The sequence below is a fragment of the Citrobacter portucalensis genome (genome assembly GCF_023374935.1).
Lineage (GTDB): Bacteria > Pseudomonadota > Gammaproteobacteria > Enterobacterales > Enterobacteriaceae > Citrobacter > Citrobacter portucalensis.
This window is the reverse complement of the sequence record NZ_CP092466.1, coordinates 1134115-1157171: the sequence shown is the minus strand read 5'-3', so window position 1 is coordinate 1157171 and position 23057 is coordinate 1134115. Positions and strand designations below refer to the sequence as shown.

At 50.6% G+C, this 23057-nt stretch carries 20 protein-coding genes; 7 read left to right on the top strand and 13 right to left on the bottom strand.

What is annotated here, in order from left to right; genetic code table 11:
* Positions 1-24: 24 nt before the first annotated feature.
* The 12 genes from LY264_RS05500 to tctD form a co-directional block, all read right to left on the bottom strand.
* Positions 25-432 (bottom strand): hypothetical protein, encoded by a 408-nt coding sequence (locus LY264_RS05500; RefSeq protein ID WP_048225193.1) that lies wholly within the window; start codon positions 430-432, stop codon positions 25-27.
* Between the two features lie 2 nt (positions 433-434).
* Positions 435-1547, bottom strand: a complete 1113-nt coding sequence (locus LY264_RS05495) for a glycosyltransferase family 4 protein (protein ID WP_048225195.1) — start codon at positions 1545-1547, stop codon at positions 435-437.
* Between the two features lies 1 nt (position 1548).
* On the bottom strand, positions 1549-2760 hold the full coding sequence (locus tag LY264_RS05490) for a glycosyltransferase family 4 protein (protein ID WP_048225198.1): 1212 nt from the start codon (positions 2758-2760) through the stop codon (positions 1549-1551).
* Positions 2761-2774: 14 nt separating this feature from the next.
* Positions 2775-3764 carry a glycosyltransferase family 2 protein gene (locus LY264_RS05485; RefSeq protein ID WP_048215716.1) on the bottom strand — a complete coding sequence of 330 codons (990 nt, stop codon included), beginning with the start codon at positions 3762-3764 and terminating at the stop codon, positions 2775-2777.
* 4 nt (positions 3765-3768) lie between these two features.
* Positions 3769-5139, bottom strand: coding sequence for a hypothetical protein (locus tag LY264_RS05480; RefSeq protein WP_048225201.1), 1371 nt, complete (start codon positions 5137-5139; stop codon positions 3769-3771).
* The gene (locus LY264_RS05475) at positions 5136-6347 is read right to left on the bottom strand and encodes a lipopolysaccharide biosynthesis protein (RefSeq protein ID WP_048225204.1); all 1212 of its coding nucleotides are present in this window, start codon (positions 6345-6347) and stop codon (positions 5136-5138) included. The genes LY264_RS05480 and LY264_RS05475 overlap by 4 nt, the downstream gene beginning before the upstream one ends.
* Positions 6344-8473: a GumC family protein gene (locus LY264_RS05470; protein ID WP_048225206.1), complete on the bottom strand. Its 2130-nt coding sequence runs from the start codon at positions 8471-8473 to the stop codon at positions 6344-6346. Before LY264_RS05470 ends, LY264_RS05475 begins: the two co-directional genes overlap by 4 nt.
* 2 nt (positions 8474-8475) lie before the next feature.
* Positions 8476-9033, bottom strand: a complete 558-nt coding sequence (locus LY264_RS05465; protein WP_003826038.1) for a polysaccharide biosynthesis/export family protein — start codon at positions 9031-9033, stop codon at positions 8476-8478.
* Position 9034: 1 nt separating this feature from the next.
* A complete protein-coding gene (locus tag LY264_RS05460) occupies positions 9035-10321 on the bottom strand; it encodes an outer membrane beta-barrel protein (protein ID WP_008785589.1) in 1287 nt (428 codons plus the stop codon).
* Positions 10311-11726, bottom strand: a complete 1416-nt coding sequence (locus tag LY264_RS05455; RefSeq protein ID WP_008785590.1) for an undecaprenyl-phosphate glucose phosphotransferase — start codon at positions 11724-11726, stop codon at positions 10311-10313. Before LY264_RS05455 ends, LY264_RS05460 begins: the two co-directional genes overlap by 11 nt.
* Positions 11727-12180: 454 nt before the next feature.
* Entirely contained in the window at positions 12181-13593 is a 1413-nt protein-coding gene (locus LY264_RS05450) for a sensor histidine kinase (RefSeq protein ID WP_048225208.1), read from the bottom strand.
* The gene (gene tctD / locus LY264_RS05445; RefSeq protein WP_003826032.1) at positions 13580-14254 is read right to left on the bottom strand and encodes a transcriptional regulator TctD; all 675 of its coding nucleotides are present in this window, start codon (positions 14252-14254) and stop codon (positions 13580-13582) included. Before tctD ends, LY264_RS05450 begins: the two co-directional genes overlap by 14 nt.
* Before the next feature lie 153 nt (positions 14255-14407).
* On the opposite strand from tctD, the gene LY264_RS05440 reads away from it, so the two are divergent.
* Genes LY264_RS05440 through LY264_RS05430 form a run of 3 tightly spaced genes read left to right on the top strand, consistent with a single transcriptional unit; the run spans position 14408 to position 17359 of the window.
* On the top strand, positions 14408-15385 hold the full coding sequence (locus LY264_RS05440; protein ID WP_048225211.1) for a Bug family tripartite tricarboxylate transporter substrate binding protein: 978 nt from the start codon (positions 14408-14410) through the stop codon (positions 15383-15385).
* 14 nt (positions 15386-15399) lie between these two features.
* The gene (locus LY264_RS05435) at positions 15400-15834 is read left to right on the top strand and encodes a tripartite tricarboxylate transporter TctB family protein (protein ID WP_008321484.1); all 435 of its coding nucleotides are present in this window, start codon (positions 15400-15402) and stop codon (positions 15832-15834) included.
* 10 nt (positions 15835-15844) lie between these two features.
* On the top strand, positions 15845-17359 hold the full coding sequence (locus LY264_RS05430; protein WP_003846009.1) for a tripartite tricarboxylate transporter permease: 1515 nt from the start codon (positions 15845-15847) through the stop codon (positions 17357-17359).
* A gap of 91 nt (positions 17360-17450) precedes the next feature.
* Here the strand turns inward: LY264_RS05430 and LY264_RS05425 are convergent, their stop codons facing one another.
* Positions 17451-18347 (bottom strand): LysR family transcriptional regulator, encoded by an 897-nt coding sequence (locus tag LY264_RS05425; RefSeq protein WP_032944682.1) that lies wholly within the window; start codon positions 18345-18347, stop codon positions 17451-17453.
* Between the two features lie 98 nt (positions 18348-18445).
* Here LY264_RS05425 and LY264_RS05420 point away from each other — a divergent pair, with 98 nt between their 5' ends.
* The 4 genes from LY264_RS05420 (at position 18446) to gabD (ending at position 23032) form a co-directional block, all read left to right on the top strand.
* Entirely contained in the window at positions 18446-19048 is a 603-nt protein-coding gene (locus LY264_RS05420) for a short chain dehydrogenase (RefSeq protein ID WP_048215708.1), read from the top strand.
* Positions 19049-19296: 248 nt separating this feature from the next.
* Entirely contained in the window at positions 19297-20274 is a 978-nt protein-coding gene (gene glaH / locus LY264_RS05415) for a glutarate dioxygenase GlaH (RefSeq protein ID WP_048225214.1), read from the top strand.
* A 17-nt stretch (positions 20275-20291) separates the two neighbouring features.
* Complete coding sequence (lhgO, locus tag LY264_RS05410; protein ID WP_032944687.1) at positions 20292-21560, top strand: L-2-hydroxyglutarate oxidase; 1269 nt, start codon at positions 20292-20294, stop codon at positions 21558-21560.
* A gap of 23 nt (positions 21561-21583) precedes the next feature.
* Positions 21584-23032, top strand: coding sequence for an NADP-dependent succinate-semialdehyde dehydrogenase (gene gabD, locus LY264_RS05405; protein ID WP_048225216.1), 1449 nt, complete (start codon positions 21584-21586; stop codon positions 23030-23032).
* Positions 23033-23057 lie beyond the last annotated feature (25 nt).

Below are 23057 nucleotides of genomic sequence, written 5' to 3'. Positions count from 1 at the left end.
ACGTCCTCCACCAATTTGTTAACGCTAGCGGTCTTTCAGGCTTAACCACCAGTCCCAGATACCTACGTGAAAATTTTGGAACACATCAATACCTAACGCGGATTTGATCATATACAGCGTCAGCAATATGCAGCAGGTGACGAATAGCACGGCAATCAGCAGCAAAAAAGTGAGCAACATTCTCGACAGGGTTGATTCCTGGCGATGCTGGCGGCGTAAATCTCTGCCAAACAAAAAAACCAGATAATAACGCTTACTGAAAAAAGGAAAGCTTCTGCGAATATCGATCTGATGCCGCGAAGTCAGGGTTGTAGCAAGGAGCGCTTTTTCCACCCCTTCTTTTTGTTCAGGGGTCAATTCCTGCGCTATCCGCTCATCAAGGTGAGCGTAAAACCGTTCGATGGCAGGAGGACGATTTTGAGGACTGGTCAAAATTAACCTATATCTTTATCAATGGAATGGTAGACGTTAACCGTCTTTTTGGCGATTTCATGCCAATTGTAGTTTTGCAAATATACACCATAGTCCACGCTATTTGCTGTTGCCCCTTGGCCTAATTTTTCAGCCAGACCGGTTACATCTCCCACCTTAAAATAGGCCTCGGCGGGCAGTTGAACTTCAAGGTTAGCCGGAATATCACTGACGACGGCCGGAAGAGAAAATGACATTGCCTCCAGCAGCGCAATGGGCAATCCTTCATGGTATGAGGGCATCACAAACAATTTAGCCTGCGAAAACACCGCCTGAAGATCGTCACCACGTAAAAAACCAGTCATCACAACACCTGGCGTGTCGGCGGCAAGCTTTTTGAGGCGCACGCTGTATTCGGTCGGATGATCCGCATCGCCAATTAACACTAACGGTATGGTCAAACCACTGTGTTGATAAGCGGCGATGGCATCATGCATCCCTTTTTCTTCCACAAACCGCCCAACCACCACGAGGTAGTTTTTCGGCTGCAGCCCAAAGCGGGAGAGCGTATTGTCGATGGTGAGCTGTGATAATAACCTCGGCTCGTTCACGCCATTGTGAATTAAATGCGCATCATAGCGACCGTGTTTTTTCTGGATCAGTTGATTAATAACGTCAGAAATCACAATCACCTCGTTGGCATATCTCACCGCCCAACGCTCACCCAGCAACAATATTTTTTTGGCTACAAATCCCCATTTCTGGCGATCGTAATCGGGCCCGTGGTGGGTAAAAACCACCTTCTTACCCATCACGCGTAAGAGTGGGATCACAAGGCCAGGGCCGATAGCATGGACATGCACAATATCTGAATGGTCGATACGTGTCCTGAACGCCGCTATAACGGAATGGACAATAGCTTCCAGCGAGCGCTTTTTGGGTGCCCACAGCGCGTAGGTTTCGACTTTTTTATATACCGATCGTTTGTAATTTACATATGGCGAGCGAGCGATTACGCAAATATCCACGTCGAACTGCTGTTTAATGGCAGGATAAAGATTCTGACAGTGCGTCTCAACACCGCCCAATACATCGGGAATACCACGCGTTCCAAAAACCGTTATTTTTTTACTCATACTATGGCCTGCTCAGCAGTTCTTTATACAGCGCCTGTAGGGTATCCATATGTTTACTCAGCGCATATTTTTCACTCAACCGCGCACGACCATGTAAGCCCATATTCCTCGCCTTCTCAGGCGAGTCGGCCAGAGCGTCCATCGCATTGGCTAACTCATGCACATTACCCGGTTCGAATAAAATCCCTTCGACACCGTCACGAATTTGTTCCGGTATACCGCCGATGCGCGACCCGATAACCGGTTTGCCTAAGGACATCGCTTCTAATATCGCCATAGAACAGTTTTCATAGCATTCTGAAGGCAGGATCACCGCTCGCGCATGCTTAATAAGCTTATCGAGCGCCTCCCCTTGTTGCACATAACCTAAAAACTCAACATCCGGATATTTGGCGGCTAATTCATCATGCAACGGACCGTGCCCCACAACTTTCAGCGGCGCGCTGTTCCGCATTTTTTTATGCGCTGCCAACAACGTTGCCACGCCCTTTTCACGGCTCAGACGGCCGAAGTACAGCATATAGCCTTCATCGCTTACTTCGGCCAGGGGACGGCTGTCATCAACGCCATTGACGATGACATCAATGCGCGAATTTGGCAGCGTGCGCAGCAAAACACCGCGTAAAAAAACGCTTGGTGAAACAATCACATCCAGTGCCTGATAGTTTTGTGCAATGTACTGCCAGGTTGCCTCCAGGGAGAGCAGTAAACTTTTTGAGGCTGAACCTTCCTGACAACGATACCTGAAGGCATTGAAAACCGTTCCGGTAATACAGGAATCACACACCTTGCCGTCGCGCAGCATGGAATACGCGGGGCACACAATCTTATAGTCATGCGCAGTCAGCACCGTTTTGCAGCCAAAATTGCGCGCAACTTTAATCAACGCCGGTGTTAACTGATGGTAGATGTTGTGAAAGTGGACAATATCCGGGCGCTCTTTTTCTAATAACGCCAGCATTTTTTTGCAGGCCTGCGAATTATGAATAAAGTTAACCGCCGTTTTGATACCACCCAGCAGATTGCTCGCTTTGTGGTAGTCCACATTACTTACGAAATAATCCGTATAGTCTGAGGGGAAATTATTCTCATGAAGCATAGAGAAATCAATAACCTGCACTCCGGCCTGTTTCAGCATATCGCGTTCTTGAAAATAAACCGTTTCCGCGCCGCCTTTGATGAAAAAAAACTTATTCACGAGTAAAACTTTCATTACGCCAGCCTTAGTTATTCATGAATGATTTTGCTGTCAGGCGGAGTCAACGGATCGCGTACTGGTTTAGTCACCCCTTTAACCAGCCCGGCTGAAAGCACGGCCAGGTTCATTACGCTTTGCAGGCCGTTTAATAACGATCGATTCTGTACGGTTTTCAGGGCAATAAATGCAAGTAAAGGCAGAAATGCAATGTCGAAAAGTTCGAGATTGAAGGTCACCGCCGCAATGAACAAAGCAATCAGGTAAACAGAAAAAATCGCTTCGTTCCTGACCATTTTTAACGCTTTGCCAAAATAAGGTTTTCCCCAGGCACAACGTAAAAGCTCGCCAGGGGCCTGATAGTATCCGCTTTTCCAGCGGTGTTTCAGCATCTGAAAGGTCGGCATAGTATGGGAAGTATGAATAAAATACGGAATATTCAGACGACGCAGTTTATAACCCGCATCGCGCAAACGCAGGCCCAGTTCGGCTTCTTCATAAGCATGCAAATTACGGTTGGTAAGATAACCAATTTTTTCAATTGCAGATCGGCGATATAACCCGCCACCGCCTAAATGGTCACTATCCCCGAGCGGATAAATTTTATTAATACGCTGCTTACGCGATTTAAATTCATAGTTAACAGCATCGTCCATTTCAACCGTTCCCGCGACGCCTGCATATTCCGGCTCAGCCTGCAAAAATGCGACAGCTTGATCCACAAAGCCCTCTTCCAGCTCCATGTCACCATCCATCAGTAGCAGATATTCCCCTTCACTATACAGATAACCTAACTGATGCCCGACGCCGCAGCAGCGATCGTCTGGGTCAGTTAAGGACACTACGGTCACGCCTTTATCGATCGCAAGCTGTTGGGTGTTATCCGTTGACAGACTATCTGCCACAATAATTTTGTGTGGATAATCAATAAGCTGATTACGGATACTGTCAATCGTCTTCTCAATACATTTAGATTCATTGAGTGTTTTAATACTCACTGAAATAAACGGTTTTTGGTCCATACCATTACCCTACGCAGCGAAGGACGGTTCGACGAATCACTAAACTTGATCCTAGTGATAAATAGAACAGGAATTGTAACATCGGTGTAATCATCAGTATCTGGCTATAAGGTAAGCTAATTAAGCAACCAATCGCAAAAGCGTTAAACGCCGGTGCAAAGCTCAACAACTGAAGATCCTGCTGGTCCAATTGCTCAAGCATCAGTAATGGCTTTGGCTGACAAACCTTCAGGATATAAATGAATAAGCTAATAAAGAGCAACGTGCCGATCACCCCCACTTCCCACAGCAGCATACTCAGGGAAGTCGAGTCGAGAATTAAGTTGTAGATAATATTCAAAAAGCCCGGCGACACCGTACTACCACTGTTAGTTGCATTGAGTCCGTAGCCAAATAACGTTCCTGAAAGCCCCCACAGATCGTTATTTTTCAACCAGAACAGGAACGTCGTAAAGCGCCCTAACTCACCGGTAGACATAATGTAGTTCGGATCAAAGATATAGCTTAAGGAGTCGATAAAAATGCTTAACGAGCTTTTCGACGGATCGCCGCCGAACGCCGTAGAATAATAGTATGCGAGGATCACAATCGACAGGCTAATAAGCAACAGCATTCCCGCCACAATAACCAACAACGTCTTCAGATTGACCTTACTAACGTCTTTGACGTAGCTCGGTGAAAGCCACACCCACGCCAGGAATATAGGCGATAGCAGGATGACAAACTTTACTTCACCAATGATGCATAACCCGATACCGAGAACAATATGCAGCGCCATGGACTTGAACGTGGTGAGCCCATGCTTATATTCGGAGACTTTTAACAACATAATTAACAGGCAAAACAAGCCCATTGCGGCAGTATTCCCGCCTCCCATTGGGTCACCGCCAAACGTGCCAACCACGGAGTCCCATTTCTCATCTTCGCCGCGCACCGCGACGCGCTGGGGAACGACCAGTAAAACCTGATAAATCATTACCGGAATCTGCGCGTAAAACACCCAATACAGATAGCGCGTTGCGCGGTAAATCTGTGATTCCCGGCAAAAGCCCAGCAGCAAACAGATCATCACCAGCGACAGCGCAATTTCGTTTTTGAATGCCACAATCGCTACGGTGATCCCGCCCTGAATCAGCGTCGATGCTCCAGCCAGCACCAGAAACGAAAAGTACAACGCCAGGACAATCGTCTCCTGGGCATCCAGATGTAAGGAGCCATCACGCGTCTGCATCACCAATAATCCCACCATCAATAAGGTGAGGAAAAAAGGTATCCACAGCACTGACTGCATGCCGGTAAAGTATTGCACCAGGCCACACAGGATCAGCGTGACAAAGGTATAAATCTGTAAATAGTATCCGGTATTCAGCGTCATAGTATCACCGGCTTGTCTTTCAGGAGATTGGCTCGCTTATTCATTTTTAGATAAATGAAGGCGTAGCGAATAAATGTCAGTGAAGAAAACAAGATGACCGACGTTGCATAATCTTTATAAAAATAGGGCGTCACAACAAAAGCGAAGAGTACAATCGCCAGCTGTTCCAGTTGGATGCGCAGAAAATAGCGATGGGAACCAAAAATAAGTTCTATCACCGTCAGAGGGCTTATCGCCAGCGCCGGGAATAAATAGGGCAACATGTAGCGTGATGTCTCAATGGAGTTTATCCAGTCTTCGCTAAAACCAAGGCGCATCACAATCGGGTAGAAAATAAACACGCCAAGAGTACAGAAAACCCCCAGCACCAATAACAGCATCCGTACCCGGGTATATTCCTGATAATTAAAGGTGTTATTTCTAAAATCGATAGACCACTTGGAAAAAATAGTATTACGCACCGCATTCCCGATGATCACCACCGGAGCCAGGCAAAAGCGGCTAACCACGGAAAAATAACCCGCCGTCAGCGCCGAGAACCAAAAGTTAATCAGCATAATAGGCAAATTGCTGCTGGCCATCGCCAACACTTCCGCGCTGCCCACTTTGGTAATGTGATGAATATTCTGTTTGAAAAAATGCCAATTACTGGCGGGTCGCAGATGTCTGGCCGCCACCGAACGAATATCAAACGAATGCAAAATACAGCTTATGGTCAGCACCATCGTCACGCAGGCCCACGACCAATAAAATAGTTGTACATGGTGCGTAAGAAGGACGGAAAGTACAACGACCACAGAAACAGAAATGCGCTGGAAGATCAGAAAACGAAAGTTAGCCGTGCGTAGCGACAGGTTTTCCGAGATTAAAACCCACGCCGTTGCCAGCGTCAGTAAATAGAGGAACAGGATGTTCTGGTGAAACAGCCACGCGGTGAGTACGGCGTAAGGTAAGGCAATGATCGTGCTTTGTATTAGGCAAAACACGACATTCTGCACCAGTTCATCATCCTGCTGTTTAGGAATTAACAGCTGTGATGCAAAGGTACACACCTGAGCGCCCACCACGGCGATGCTGTAGTTGAGCGCATAAAGCCCCACTTCAGCCATATCGTACTTGTGTGAAATCAACCAAATAGACAGTGCACCAATCAACTGCGAGATGACTGATGAACCGGCTATCGTGGAAGCGCTCTTCAGTAGACTCATACGCGGCCTGGCGTTGCCATCAGTTGATCGGTACTGAAGTTCAGTGAACGCAGACCCTCTTGCGTCTCAAGATCCTTTTCTTCAACTGCATTGAGCACAGCACCAATCACCACGCCGTTATTTTCCTCGATCTTATCCAGCGCGTTGGCGATTTGTCCCGCCGACCCCGCCCCGGCTTTCACAATGAAAACAACGCCATCGACGGCACGTTTGATCAGTTGAACATCCTGGCTCTGATTCACAGCAGCAACATCAATAATGATGCGCTGATAATGCGATTTCAACTCGCGCATTAAGAGTTCAACATGCTCCGACGACAGCATCAGTAAAGATGAGATGGTGTTCTTGCCGTGTGGAATAAAGTCGAGATTATCACTGAGTTTGATCCTCGCCTGTTCAAGCTCTGTCTCCCCGCGCAGCAGTTCCGCTAAGCCTGCGGATGTAGCTGAAGCCAGCTCGGATGTGAGCCCACCAGTGTTAAAGAAATCTGCATCAATAAGCAGTGTTTTCTGGTCGAAACTAAAAGAGTTCGCTAACAGATTCGCCAACAAAGAACGCCCATCGCCGTGCTCCGTCGACGCCACGGCGAGTGTCTGTAAAGGTCGATTATCCAGCATAATCCGGGTACGGATGCCGTGCACAATATCGGCATTAAGCGGGTTCTTCATGATCATGTCCCGCACCTGTGCGCGCCCTGAGGTTCCGCTAAAACGACGAATTTCACCCAACGGAACAACATTGAGCCGTTTTTTCATGCGACTGAGTGTACCGATTGAGTTATCCATTGCCGCTTTGACAATGAAATACATGATGCTGAACACCACCACCAGCATGACCACCATCAGCAACAATAGAGATTTATTCGGTTTCGCCGGTTTTAACGCGGGTACCGCAGGGTCGTATAACACCGCATCGGCATTCACGCCGGACAGCGACAGCTCCTGAGTACGTTGATAAAGCGATTTATACAGGTCTTCCATTTTATCTAACGACAGCTTTTGACTGTTCCAGGCATCCCGTTTTGACGCCATTTTCTGGAAGATCTCTTTCTGCTCAATCACTTGCTGTTGATAGTTTTTTTCGTCCGCCAGCGCCGCCAGATATTGCTGACGTAAACCGACTTTCAGCTCGCCCAACACTCGTCCGGTCTGGCTTTGGATCGACTGAACATCGGCCTCGGCTTTTAAAATAGCGGGGTTTTTTGGCCCATACACTTTACGCTGTTCGGACAACGTTCGTTGCGCCTGAATCAACGCAATGCGCAAATCCTGGATCTGAGCGTGGTTAGAGACCGAAGGCAGCGAGATAACGCTCTCAAGGGACTTACCTCCCCCGTTCACCTCGTTATAGACGGATTCAGCGGCAACCCGACGCTGGGTCGCATCGGCCAGGCGATTAGTTACGATACTTAACTGCTCGGTTTCAAAACCATCGATACCGCGGAAGGTCAGCAGCCCGGCATTTTTCAGATAGCTGTCCATCTCGTCTTTTTGCTTAGCTATCGACTTCTGAATCTCTTCCATTTTTTCAAAATTCAGTTCGCGAGCTTTCTCCACCTTCAGACGTTTCTGCTCCACCGTGTAGTTGATGAAAGCCTGCGCGACGCCATTCGCAATGTCAGCCGCTACCTGTGGGGACGTTGATTCATAGGTAATAGACGCCAGGTTCGTCGTACGAATACCAATGACATTCAGATTTTTCGCCAGCGTTTTCAGCGCTTGCTCCATTCTCAGTTGCCGACTTTCATTGCTATCAGCCCCCTGAGCACCGGCTTTTTCCCCGGTAAACTCCGGGTTTTCATCCAGCTTCATATCACGTACGGCTTGCTCCAGCACAATACGTGAATGCATCAACGCATATTGTGTTTCGTAGTAACCACTGCGTGTTGAATCGAAACCATCAACCTGTGGAAACGGAGAAACGTTATCAGCCTGCGCCTTAATCAGCACCGTCGCCGTTGAAACATACTTTGAGGACATCATGCTGATTAACGGATACGCGACGACCCCGGCAACGATACCGGCCAGCGCGATTTTCCAGGCGTTCTTTTTCAGCTCTTTGGCAAAACGGGAGAATTCGACACTGCTTTCTCGTTTTTTGCCGTTTTCCACTATTGATAGTTTCATCGTCAGAAGAACCCCATGCCAATAATCACGACATCCCCAGGATGAACAGAGTGCGTTAAATCGACATTCTCAAGCAGCTGATTGCTCCCTGACAGGCGAATGTTGATATCTTTTCGGTCAGCACGATCTGTAAATCCACCCGCCTGCGCAATAGATTTCTCGACGGTAAGCCCTGGCTCATAAGCGAAGCCATTTGGACTTTTTACCTCACCTGAAACATAGTATTTGCGGAACTCAGCAATACTCACCGTCACCATTGGAGATGTAAAATAATCTCCGGTCAGGCGTTGAGTTAATTCTTTAGTCACTTGATCAACGGTTTTATCTTGTAATTTAAGAGCACCAACAAACGGGAAATTAATTTCCCCGCTCTTATCCAAAATAAACCGCATCGTCATATCGGGTTGACCATGAACAGCGATATTGACCGTATCCCCCGCCCCAAGTCGGTAATCCTGCTGAACAGTAGCAGGATCGTCCATTAATCGCGGGCTGGACGCTGTGCATCCGACCAACAGGATACTGAATAGCAAAACCGCGCACAGTTCTATTATTTTCATTTTAGATCTGAACCTTAGCTTTAAGCATAATCATAGAATTATCATAACCCAACGTTCTAATGACTTCCTGATTGTCGTTGGGACCGATATAAAACGAGTCAGTATCCTTATTCGAATTTAATGTATCTATCTGATATTTAATCTCAAAATTAACCGACGGTGTGTAGTCATAGCTCATGGTGACGCTAAACACGCCATCTTTATCATGTCGATCCTTGTTCTGTTTTTTATAGTCTTCCGAAGTGAATGAGTAGTCCAATAAAGTAGAAAAACGAGTGCCTAACCAGAAATGCTGGTAAGAAAGGCCATACTGGGTCACTAAAATATATCCCCCAACTTCCGATGGGTCTTTAATGCTTTGCGCAGAGTGGGCCGTGAAAACAGACTGTTGTAACGGCTTCCACTCCGCTTTTATGTCCCAGTTTAGACCATTAAAATCATGCGAGTTTGCGTTGTTTTCAAATGTTTTATACAACCATGAAATATTCATGTCGACATTGGTTTTTCCCGTCAACTGCGACTTCAGGCCATACAGTAAATAATACTCATTAGTGTCTTTTTCTGAGTTGTTATCATAGCGACGCTGGTTAGTAATAAAGCTATAGCGAAAGCGCGTTCTGGATGAGTATTGGTCAAAAACTTCCGCTATCAGGCTATTTTCATGCCATTCCTGTTCCTGAATATAATTGTAGAAGTCCTCACTGCTGTCCCGAACATCAGAGGTGTTACCGAAAGTCAGTTTTTTGTATAACAACGCCAGTTCCGCTTTGCCGCGACCATCAGGCGCACCGTAGCTGTAGCGTAATTCACTATTGATAAAATTCGTCGTCAGCGGAGATTTAATCCCATACTGCTCGAACTGACTAGGTAAAAAACCCTCGGTGATGTCACGACCGCGGGATTCATGCCCAAGCGAATCCTCCAGATTGAGGGTTAAGCCATGCTTGAGCCCATACCGCCAGGCACCGTTAAAACGGAAAAAATGATCGTTGTAGTTATCAGCAGAATCGCTTGAGTAGTTACGATAATCCCCAGAGTACATCAGCAAATACTTATCCTGACCACGCTCTCCAATCATACTCAGAACGGGCGCCGCACTCTGAAACGAGGAACCGATAGCATCGCTGCTATGTGGCTGATAAGACACGTTATCATTATAACCATAGTCCACAGCGACCTTGCCCTGGAAGTCTATCCCCGCAAAGCCAATGTGTGATTTCGGTGTTAAATCAGCCCATGCGGACTGCGATATCACGATTCCGGTAATAACGAGTAATTTAGTATGCATTCTTACCGACAAATCCTTTGAAAATAGTTTTAATAATAATTTTTATATCCAGCCATAACGACCAGTTTTGAATGTACTCAATATCGTACTGAACCCTTTTTTCCATCTTATAAAGCGCATCGATCTCCCCGCGGAACCCGTTGATCTGCGCAAGCCCAGTGATCCCTGGCTTAACTTTATGGCGAATCATGTAATTTTCGACCTGTTTTCGGTACTGCTCATTATGCGTAACCGCATGAGGCCTGGGACCGACAATCGACATACTTCCCTGCAAAACATTAATAAATTGCGGAAGTTCATCCAGCGAAGTGCGGCGCAAAAAGCTCCCGAATTTGGTTACCCGCGGATCGTTTTTAGTGGCCTGAATAACCGTATCGGAATTCTCCATGACGCGCATAGAACGAAATTTCCAGACCTTAATTTTTTGCCCACTCAAGCCATAGCGGTCCTGTTTGAAAAAAACCGGCCCACGGGACGTGAGTTTGATACCAATGGCAATCGCCAGCATCAGGGAGGAAATCATCACCATAATGATGCTGCCAAGAACCAAATCTTCCGCCCGCTTAATAAACGAGCCCGCCCCTTCGAACGGTGAACTGAAAATACCGATAGTTTGCAGATTGTGGATGGAGCGTAACTTGGACATGTTGTTACTGTAGGTATAAAAGTCAGGAACAATATAGGTATCTACGGTGGTGTCTGACATCATGGCCAAAAAGTGACGAATACGATGTAAAGCAACCATCGGTAAAGCAATATAGATTTCGTCTATGTTTCCCTTCTTGGCTTCCTCGACCAGATTGATCACCGGACCACGAAAGGGGCTTTTAACCTTATCAACGACATCGCCACAGCGAGATAAGGCGCGCTCATCATAAAAGGCCAGATCTAATGTGATATTGGCGTATTCATTCATTAGCGCGGTTTCTGCGGCCAGACCATTGTCGGTCAGACCAATAATCGCCACACGGATACTCTTTTTCGTTGAATACTTAAAAATAAAAAAACGAATGTAGTAAAGAAAAGGTAATGGAATGAAGTACCAGTAAATAATGGCTGAATAAAAAGGGGAAGGCAGTCTGTCTAAGTAGCCCAGTGACTCAGGTTCAGCCACCGTCATACTGACCAGTTCGTTAAAAAAAATCGCCAGCAGCGTACAAAAAACCAAGCGCTTTTGATTACGTAAACCGATCGTCTTAATCTTTTGCTGGTACATTTTAATGTATTCAGCAAACAGCAAGAAAAAGATTGAGAAGAGAAGACTCAAAATGGCAATGGTGTTAAAGGGCACCAAACCCAGCAGATGGGCGCTAAAAATTAACGTCACATTGATAACAATGAAATCGACCAGTTTTAAAAAGACTGGATATCCTTGGCTGCTAATCTTTAGCGATTTTTTAAGCATATCTCAGCCCATTATTTATTGATCTTTAATTGTTTTTTTCTCATTTCATGTTGCTAATTATATCACAAGTCTAAAAAACGCAATGGTACATTGTCAGTAAATGTAAAAAATAATACTCATTACTGTGACAATACTCCCCAGCGAAATCGTATCTATATGATTTTAATGCAGATGATATCAATAGAAGTTTTATCTACCTCAGCAAAAAAGATAACCTTTAACAACATTTTCGCTATTGACAGATAACATCCCATGGTCTATGAAAAAGTGTTTTATGTATGATAAATTGCACAAAAGTATTGTTTCAGTGACGTTGAATCACCTTAGAGGTGCTGTTTAATACAGTAATTAAAATAAAAACAGCTGCCTTACGACAACATTTCAAATGATATTAATAATACAATTAATTACCTTTTATTATAATTAAACAACAAATATCATCATCATGAATACCTCATACGGTAACGCTTAAAAAGCGTACCCGAACCCTCAGCCCACCTAATGTCTCACTACGCGTTAGCTGAGGATGCGTGCGATGCAGACGAGCAATATCATTGACCAGCGCCAGGCCGATCCCGGCGCCTGGGACATTGCCTACGTTATCAAGACGATGAAACGGTAGCAGGGCCTGATGAACCATCTGCTCATCTATGCCCGGCCCGCTATCTTCGACCACCAGCACCACGGCCTCTCCTTCTCGTTGCAGCCGGGCAGTCACCATCCCCTGCGACGGCGTGTATTTCAGTGCGTTATCCAGCAGATTCCCACACAGTTCACCGAGCAGCACTTCATCTCCCTCGACCCACACCGCGTCCTGTTCCCCCTCATAGCCCAGATCGATCCCTTTACTACGCGACTGCGCCAGTCGGGTAAAACAGCTGGTTTGCACCACCTCATACAGATTAACCGGCGAGAAATGCCTTTCCCCCTGCTCCTTACGCTTCACCGCAGACAGCTGCAACAGCCTCTCCGTCAGTTGAATGGTATTATCGAGCGTGCTACTCATGGCTTGTAAACTCTCATACCATTGCCGCGGTTCGACGCTGGCGAGAGCCACCGATGCCTGAGTTTTCAGTACCGCCAACGGCGTTTTGAGCTGATGGGAAGCATCCGCGCTGAAGCGCTCCTGACGAGAGATCAGACCGCGAAGTCGGTCCAGATAACGGTTGAAAGCCACAATCAGCAGGCGGGTTTCCGACCATGGCAGCAGCTCCGGCAGCGGCGTCAGTAGGCCTGGCTCACGACGCACCATCAGCGATGACAGCTGGCGCATCGGGCGTAGCACCCGGCGCAGCAGCCAGCCAACCAGCACCAGAGTCAGTAGCACCAGCAACCCTTGCGAAACCCACGAGGAAAACAGCAGCTGTCGCGCCAGATAACGCCGCGATTGCAGCGTTTCGGCAACATAAATCTCCGCCATTCCGACAATACCGCCTTCATTGACGGGCTGCAGAAGACGTGCCACGCGGATTGCCTCACCGCGATATTCGGTGTGATAAAACCATGCCAGCGCCGGGTAAAGACGCGTGCGCGAGGTGGCAGGCGGCATCGCCGGTAAATCGTCATAACCAGAGATAACCTTCCCCGCCGGATCAACCACTTTGTAATACAGTCGGTCGTTCATATTCAGTTCAAAGCTGTCCAGCACCACCCATGGCACGTTCACTTCCAGCTGTTTATTGCGCACCACCAGCCGCTCGGAGACGGTCCTGGCGGATGAGAGTAGTGTCCGGTCATACGCCTGGGTCGCCGCCTGTAGCGCACTGACATAGCTGTTAAATGCCGACAGGCCCCACAGCAACATTAGCGGCAGGCCCAGAAACATCAGCAGTTGCAGGTACAACGATTGGGGTTTAACCCACTTCATCGCTACGCTCCAGCACATAGCCCAGACCACGCAGCGTAGCAATACGCACATCGCTTCCCTGTAGCTTTTTACGTAAGCGATGGATATACAGCTCAATGCTTTCGGGACTAACCTCATCACTCAGGCTGAAGACCTGCTCAAACAACTGCTGACGTGAAACCGGCCGCAACCGACGGTACATCAGCACCGTCAACAGCGCCTGTTCACGTGGCGTGAGCGCCAACGGCTGCCCCTGCAACAGAAAATAGCCTTCATCGTGAAACGCCAGCTCCCCCAGTTGCTGTATGCCTTGCACCTGTCCCGCACTGCGACGCAGCAAGGCCCGCAGTCGGGCATCCAGTTCCTCGATTTCAAACGGCTTTGCCAGATAATCATCGGCTCCGACGTTCAACCCTTTCACCCTATCGGCCACCGCGCTACGCGCCGTCAGCAGCAGGACAGGAAGCGTCTGCCCGCGCTTGCGCAGCCGCTGAACGACTTCCAGGCCATCCAGCCCCGGCATATTGATGTCCAGCACCGCCAGCGCATACGTTTCGCTATGTAAAAGATGGTCGGCTGCCAGGCCATCAAACACGCAGTCAACGGCAAAACCGTTTTGCACTAGCGCTTTCTCCAGCCAGTGAGCTAACTCACGGTTATCTTCCGCTAATAAGAGACGCATATCACATCCTGTAAAGTTTCTGCCGCATTGAAAGGGAATTGAAAGGTTAATGTTTTAACAATCACGCAACCGAACTGCTACACATCGGCTCACATAATCACAAAAATCTTCTTCCGTACCTGAAAATCCGGTTTTCCGGTGTGAGGATAAACAATGAAAAAACAGTTATTTCGTACCCTTACTGCAAGCATTTTATTGATGAGTACCTCTGTACTGGCGGAACAAGCGCCGTCGCGCACTGAATGTATCGCTCCTGCTAAACCCGGCGGCGGTTTCGATCTCACCTGTAAGCTGATTCAGGTGAGTTTGATGGAAACCGGCGCTATCGAAAAACCGATGCGCGTAACCTACATGCCCGGCGGCGTTGGCGCTGTGGCCTATAACGCGATTGTTGCCCAACGCCCGGCAGAAGCGGGCACCGTGGTGGCCTTCTCCGGCGGCTCCTTGCTTAATCTGTCACAAGGTAAATTTGGCCGCTACGGTGTGGATGATGTCCGCTGGCTGGCAAGTGTCGGCACCGACTACGGCATGATTGCCGTACGTCAGGACGCGCCATGGAAGACGCTGAAAGATCTGCTGACAGCCATGGAAAAAGATCCCAACAGCGTGGTCATTGGCGCAGGTGCCTCTATCGGTAGCCAGGACTGGATGAAGTCGGCGCTGCTGGCGCAAAAAGCCAATGTCGATCCGCACAAGATGCGCTACGTGGCCTTTGAAGGCGGTGGCGAACCGGTTACCGCATTGATGGGAAATCACGTACAGGTGGTTTCCGGCGATCTCAGTGAGATGGTGCCTTACCTCAGCGGCGACAAAATACGCGTGCTCGCGGTGTTCTCTGAAGAACGCCTGCCGGGTCAGTTAGCCAATGTGCCAACCGCCAAAGAGCAGGGTTACGACCTGGTGTGGCCGATCATTCGTGGCTTCTACGTTGGACCAAAAGTCAGCGATGCCGAATACCAGTGGTGGGTTGATGCCTTTAACAAACTCCAGCAGACCGATGAGTTTAAAAAGCAGCGCGATCTACGCGGTCTGTTTGAGTTCAACATGAGCGGCAAACAGCTCGACGACTACGTGAAAAAGCAGGTCACGGATTATCGTGAGCAGGCTAAAGCCTTCGGTCTGGCGAAGTAAACGCAGAGGCAAAGATGATGAGCGATCGTATTTTCGCAGGTATCTGGCTGTTGCTCTGCATAGCCGGGCTGTTCGTAGCCTGGCAAATCAGCAGCGAATACAGCTATGAGCCGGTTGGCCCGCGTCCCTTCCCGCTTGGCATTATCAGTCTGATGCTGGTCTGCGCCGTGGCGCTGCTGTTGCGCCATCCGGACACCATCAGTTGGCCCCGTCGCCACGTGCTGCAAAAGCTGCTGACGATGGTGATTGTTCTGTTGATGTACGCCTGGGGTTTTGAGTGGCTCGGTTTTCCCATCGCCACCGCCATTCTCACCGTGGTGATTGGCATGCTGTTCGGCGCAACCATCCCGGCTGCAGGAATTTCCGGCGCGGTGCTAGGCATTCTGCTGTGGTATGCCTTTGACAGACTGCTTGACGTCACCTTACCACTCGGCGCCTGGCTGGGTTAACGGAGAAACGATGGATACCTGGATTTATCTTTCTCAGGGTTTCGCGGTGGCAATGACGCCGGAAAACCTGGTCATCGCCTTGATAGGCTGTTTTGTCGGCACCATTGTGGGTTTGTTGCCTGGCCTTGGGCCGATCAACGGCGTGGCGATTCTGCTGCCGTTGGCCTTTGCGCTGCATCTGCCCGCAGAATCCGCGCTGATCCTGCTGGCTACGGTCTACATTGGCTGTGAATATGGCGGGCGCATCTCCTCCATCCTGCTGAACGTGCCCGGCGATGCGGCAGCAATTATGACCGCGCTGGATGGCTACCCGATGGCGCAGCAAGGGCGCGGCGGCGTCGCGCTCTCAATCTCGGCGGTCAGCTCTTTCTTTGGTTCGCTTATCGCCATCGGCGGCATCATTCTGTTTGCCCCAGCGCTAGCCCAATGGTCGCTGGCCTTCGGTCCGGCGGAATACTTTGCCTTAATGGTTTTCGCCATTGCCTGTCTCGGCAGCATGATGGCGCAAAATCCGCTGAAATCATTTCTGGCAGCGCTTATCGGTCTCGGACTTGCGACCGTCGGCGTAGACGCCAACACCGGGGTTTATCGCTTTACTTTTGACAGTGTCCATCTCTCCGACGGTGTGCAGTTTATCGTGGTGGTAATTGGGCTGTTCTCTGTCTCTGAAATATTGTTAATGCTGGAACATACCAGCAGTGGCCAGACGCTGGTGCGTAAAACGGGCCGCATGTTGTTCAACGCCAAAGAAGGCGCACAGTGCGTAGGGGCCACCCTGCGTTCATCAGTGATTGGCTTTTTCGTCGGCGTTCTGCCTGGCGCTGGCGCCACCATTGCCAGTGCCATCACCTACATGACCGAGAAAAAGCTCAGCGGCAACAGCGACAGCTTTGGCAAAGGCGATATTCGTGGCGTAGCGGCACCAGAAGCCGCCAATAACGCCTCGGCTTGTGGCTCTTTCATTCCGATGCTGACGCTCGGCGTGCCGGGCTCCGGTACCACGGCGGTAATGATGGGCGCACTGACGCTGTACAACATCACCCCGGGTCCAGCCATGTTTACCGAGCAGCCGGATATCGTTTGGGGGCTGATTGCGGCGCTGCTGATTGCTAACGTAATGCTGCTGGTGATGAACATTCCGCTGATCGGTCTGTTTACCCGCATGCTGACCATCCCGCTGTGGTTTTTGGTACCGGCTATCGCGGCGGTTTCCGCGGTTGGCGTGTACGCCGTTCACAGCACCACCTTCGATTTGGTATTGATGGTCGCCCTCGGCGTGCTGGGCTACATCCTGCGTAAAATGCACTTCCCAATGTCGCCATTGATTCTGGGCTTCGTTCTCGGGGAAATGCTGGAGCAGAACCTGCGCCGGGCGTTGTCTATCAGTAACGGCAGTATGGATATTCTGTGGGCCAGCGGCGTGGCGAAAGTGCTGCTGGTGATGGCGGTACTGGTTATCGTGGTCCCGCCGGTGCTGCGCATGATCCGTAAACGCAACAGCAAACCGCAGGTGGATATCAGTTAATAATATGCCGGATGGCGGCGCTATTGCGCCCTATCCGGCCTACAATTTGGCTCGGTTGTAGGCCGGATAAGTGCAACGCCATCCGGCATTTTTATTTTCCGCGCAGCCCCTGCGTTCCTTCCAGCACATGTTCAACAAACCGTGTCAGCTTAGGCAAAGGACGCAAATCCTGTCGCCACAGCAAATGAATTGGCCGCGGCTGCGGCGTAAACCCTTCCAGGATCCGAATCAATTTCCCCGTAGCCAGTTCTTGCGCCAGCAGCACCTCAGGTTGCAATAACAGCCCAGCCCCCGCTACCGCTGCCATACGCAGGCCATGACCATCGTTACAGCGCAGGATCGCATCGCGCTTCCATCTGACCTCCCCCGTCACGCCAGGCAGTATCCACTCGTTGCGAGCCGTCCACACGGTATGGGACAGGCACAGATGATCCACCAGATCCGCGGGCGTCCGGGGGGTGCCATGACGAGCAAGATAATCTGGAGAAGCACAAATTGCCATACGGTAGGGACACAGGTATTTCGCCACCACGTCAGTCTGATGGATATCGCCAATGCGGATCGCCAGATCGACACCTTCATTCACCAGATCAACCATCCGGTTGGTGAGATCCAGTTCAATGCGCACCTCTGGCCAGGTCTGTAAAAACGCAGCGGCCAGCGGCGAGATCACGCAAGCGCCAAAAGAAGTAGGCGCGCTAATGCGCAGCGTCCCCGCAGGTGCCAGCCGCAGACGCTCTACCGAACGTTCGGCTATCGATACCTGCTCCAGCACGCGACGGGCTTCTTCAAAATAGACGCGTCCGGCATCGGTCAGACTCTGGCGGCGCGTATTGCGCTCCAGCAAACGCGTGCCGAGCTGCGCTTCCAGTTGGGTGATATATTTTCCCACCATCACCGCAGACATTTCGAGCCTCGTCGCCGCAGAAGTAAAGCTCCCACTCTCCACCACGGCGACAAACGTTTCCATGCCGCGCAGTTTATCCATATTACAAACCCCTGGTTAGTAATCATCTAACTTTTAGCCAGTTTATCTGATTTAATTTTCATTAAAGAATAACGGCTCACACTATTGCGGAGGTGGTTATGAAAATCGTCATTATTGGTGCCAGTGGTACAGTGGGTCGCGCAGTTACGCAAGCATTGAGCCGTAAACATGAGGTGGTCCGCGTGGGTCGCACTCAGGGTGATTACCAGGTCGATATCACCTCGCAGGAGAGTGTCAAGGCCTTGTTTGAAAAAGTCGGTCGGGTAGATGCGATCGTTTCCGCCACCGGTAATCTGTTCTTTGGGCCGCTGTCGACAATGACCGACCAGGACTTTAATCAGGGGCTTCAGGATAAACTATTAGGCCAGATACGCCTGGCATTAACCGGGCAGCATTTCCTGAATGATGGCGGATCGATAACGTTAATTAGCGGCATTATCGCCCACGAGCCCATCGCCCAGGGGACAAACGCCGCAACGATCAATGCCGGGCTGGAAGGGTTTGTTCGCGCCGCGGCCTGTGAACTAGGCCATGGTCAACGCATTAACCTGATAAGTCCGACCGTGCTGAGTGAGTCCGCCGAAGCTTACGACAGTTTCTTCCCGGGCTTTGAAAGCGTGCCCGCCACCACCGTCGCCAACGCCTACCGCCGCAGTGTGGAAGGCATCCAAACCGGGCGTATTTATAAAGTTGGTTACTGACTTTGCCGCTGCCGCTGACACATCACCAACGGCAGCGTGATTAACCCACTGTTTTAAAATACTTTATTTTTTCCCTCGCATTAACCCACACCCTTCATAATGTTAAATATTTGTTGTTTTTGATCACAAATAATAAACAAACAAGCTCATTCTGTGCGCGTTTTTCAAAAATGTAGATATTTTTAATTTATGGCTACGAAACGAGCTGCGCCATATCTCCCTGACAATCTACTGAGAGGAACGATTTGATGAACGCACTGACTGCCGTAAAACCGAACGCTGAAGATCCAGCCCAGCACTACAGCGGTTTCACGCTGAAACCGTCAGCCCAATCCCCACGCCTGCTGGAGCTGACTTTTTCTGCTGAGACCACTGAGCAATTTCTGCAGGCCGTCGCGCAGTGGCCGGTTCAGGCGCTGGAATACAAATCCTTCTTGCGCTTCAAAGTGGGCAAGATCCTCGACGACCTGTGCGGCAATCAGTTACAGCCCCTGCTGCTGAAAACCCTGCTCGATCGTGCCGAAGGCGCACTGCTGATCAATGCCGTTGGCGTAGACGACGTGGCGCAGGCGGAAGAGATGGTCAAGCTGGCAACGGCGGTAGCGCACCTCATCGGACGCTCTAATTTTGATGCGATGAGCGGTCAATATTACGCACGTTTTGTGGTGAAAAACGTCGATAACTCAGACAGCTATCTGCGCCAGCCTCACCGAGTAATGGAATTGCACAACGACGGAACCTACCTCGAAGAAATCACCGATTACGTGCTGATGATGAAGATCGACGAGCAGAACATGACCGGCGGTAACTCGCTGCTGCTGCACCTCGACGACTGGGAGCATCTGGATCAGTACTTTACCCATCCTCTGGCACGTCGCGCCATGCGCTTTGCCGCACCGCCAAGCAAAAACGTCAGTCAGGAAGTGTTCCATCCGGTATTTGACGTTGACCAGCAGGGCCGCCCGGTAATGCGCTACATCGACCAGTTCGTCCAGCCAAAAGACTATGAGGAAGGCGTCTGGCTGAGCGAACTGTCCGATGCGCTGGAAACCAGCAAGAACATTATTTCCGTTCCGGTTTCAGTAGGTAAATTCCTGCTGATCAACAACCTGTTCTGGCTGCACGGGCGCGATCGTTTCACTTCGCATCCGGACTTGCGCCGCGAACTGATGCGCCAGCGTGGTTATTTTGCGTACGCGACCAACCACTACCAGACCCATCAGTAAGCGCGAAGGAAAAGCGGATGTATGATTTTGTGATTATTGGCGGCGGCATTATCGGCATGTCGACCGCCATGCAACTGATTGATGTCTATCCGGACGCCAAAATCGCGCTACTGGAAAAAGAGTCCGGCCCGGCCTGCCACCAGACGGGCCACAACAGCGGCGTCATTCATGCCGGGGTCTATTACACCCCCGGCAGCCTGAAGGCACAATTTTGCCTGGCCGGAAATCGCGCCACAAAAGCCTTTTGCGACCAAAACGGCATCCGCTACGACGTCTGCGGAAAAATGCTGGTTGCCACCTCCGCTCTGGAAATGGAGCGCATGCGCGCGCTTTGGGATCGCACCGCCGCTAACGGTCTGGAGCGCGAATGGCTGAATGCGCAGGAACTTCGCGAGCGTGAACCTAATATCACCGGACTGGGCGGCATTTTTGTCCCGTCGAGCGGGATTGTCAGCTACCGCGAAGTCACCGCCGCGATGGCGAAGATTTTCCAGGCTAAAGGCGGTGAGATTATTTACAACGCCGAGGTCAGCGCGCTGAAAGAGCATGCTGCGGGCGTAATTGTCCGTACCCGTCAGGGCCAGGAATATGAAGGCGCGACGCTGATTAGCTGTTCTGGCCTGATGGCGGACCGACTGGTAAAAATGCTCGGCGTTGAACCTGGCTTTATCATCTGTCCGTTCCGGGGCGAATATTTCCGCCTGGCGCCAGAACATAATCAGATAGTTAACCATTTGATCTACCCCATCCCCGACCCGGCGATGCCGTTTCTCGGCGTTCATCTGACCCGGATGATTGACGGCAGCGTCACCGTCGGCCCCAACGCGGTACTGGCATTTAAACGTGAAGGCTATCGTAAACGTGACTTCTCGCTCAGCGATACGCTGGAGATCCTCGGCTCTTCTGGTATTCGCCGCGTGCTGCAAAACAACCTGCGCTCAGGGCTTGGCGAAATGAAGAATTCGCTGTGCAAAAGCGGTTATCTGCGGCTGGTACAAAAGTACTGCCCGAGCCTGACGCTTAAGGATCTGCAACCGTGGCCTGCGGGCGTACGGGCACAGGCGGTGTCACCTGATGGCAAGCTTATCGACGATTTTCTGTTTGTCACCACGCCACGCTCAATTCACACCTGTAACGCCCCTTCTCCGGCAGCAACGTCGGCAATCCCTATCGGCGCACATATTGTCAGCAAAGTTCATGCGCTGCTGGAGAACCAGAGTAACCCCGGACGCACGCTGCGTGCGGCACGTAGCGTGGAGACATTACACGCCGCATTTACCCGTTAAACCGATTAAGACAGGAAGCAATCATGCAACTTAACGATCCAACCTTATTTCGCCAGCAGGCACTGATCGACGGCAACTGGCGTGACGCCAACAGCGGCGAGACCATCGCGGTGACCAATCCCGCCAACGGTCAGCAATTGGGTAGCGTACCTAAAATGGGGGCAGATGAAACCCGCGAAGCGATTAACGCCGCTAACCGCGCCCTGCCGGCCTGGCGTGCGCTGACCGCCAAAGAGCGAGCCAATATCCTGCGCCGCTGGTTCAACCTGATGATTGAGCATCAGGACGATCTCGCCCGCTTGATGACCCTGGAACAGGGTAAACCGCTGGCGGAGGCCAAAGGCGAAATCACCTATGCAGCCTCATTTATTGAGTGGTTTGCCGAAGAGGGCAAACGCATCTATGGCGATACGATCCCTGGCCATCAGGCTGATAAACGCCTGATCGTCATTAAGCAGCCGATCGGCGTTACCGCCGCGATTACGCCGTGGAACTTCCCCTCAGCGATGATCACCCGTAAAGCCGGTCCGGCGTTGGCAGCAGGCTGTACGATGGTGCTTAAACCCGCCAGTCAAACCCCCTACTCCGCACTGGCGCTGGCAGAACTGGCTAATCGCGCCGGGATCCCGGCTGGCGTTTTCAGTGTGGTGACTGGTTCTGCGAGCGCGGTCGGCAACGAGCTAACAGGCAACCCGCTGGTACGCAAGCTGTCATTTACCGGCTCGACCGAAATCGGCCGTCAGTTAATGCAGCAGTGCGCCAAAGACATCAAAAAAGTATCGCTGGAGCTGGGCGGCAATGCGCCGTTTATCGTCTTTGACGATGCCGATCTTGATAAAGCCGTGGAAGGCGCGCTGGCATCGAAGTTCCGTAACGCTGGTCAAACCTGCGTCTGCGCCAACCGCCTGTACGTGCAGGACGGCGTGTATGAGCGCTTTGCTGAAAAACTCCAGCAGGCGGTGAGCAAGCTGCATCTCGGCGATGGTCTGCAACCTGACGTCACCACCGGACCGCTGATCGACGAGAAAGCGGTTGCCAAAGTGCAGGAACACATCGCCGATGCTCTGGATAAAGGCGCACGCATTATCGCGGGCGGTAAACCTCATGCGTTCGGCGGTAACTTCTTCCAGCCCACCATTCTGGTAGATGTGCCTGATAACGCGAAGGTCGCCAAAGAGGAAACCTTCGGCCCGCTGGCTCCGCTGTTTCGTTTTAAAGACGAAGCTGACGTCATCGCTCAGGCCAACGACACCGAGTTTGGTCTGGCCGCCTATTTCTACGCCCGTGATTTAAGCCGCGTCTTCCGCGTTGGCGAAGCGCTGGAGTACGGCATCGTCGGGATTAACACCGGCATTATCTCCAACGAAGTCGCCCCGTTTGGGGGGATAAAAGCCTCCGGTCTTGGCCGTGAAGGATCGAAATACGGCATCGAAGACTACTTAGAAATCAAATATATGTGCATCGGCCTTTAATAAAACAAATACTGGAGAACACCTG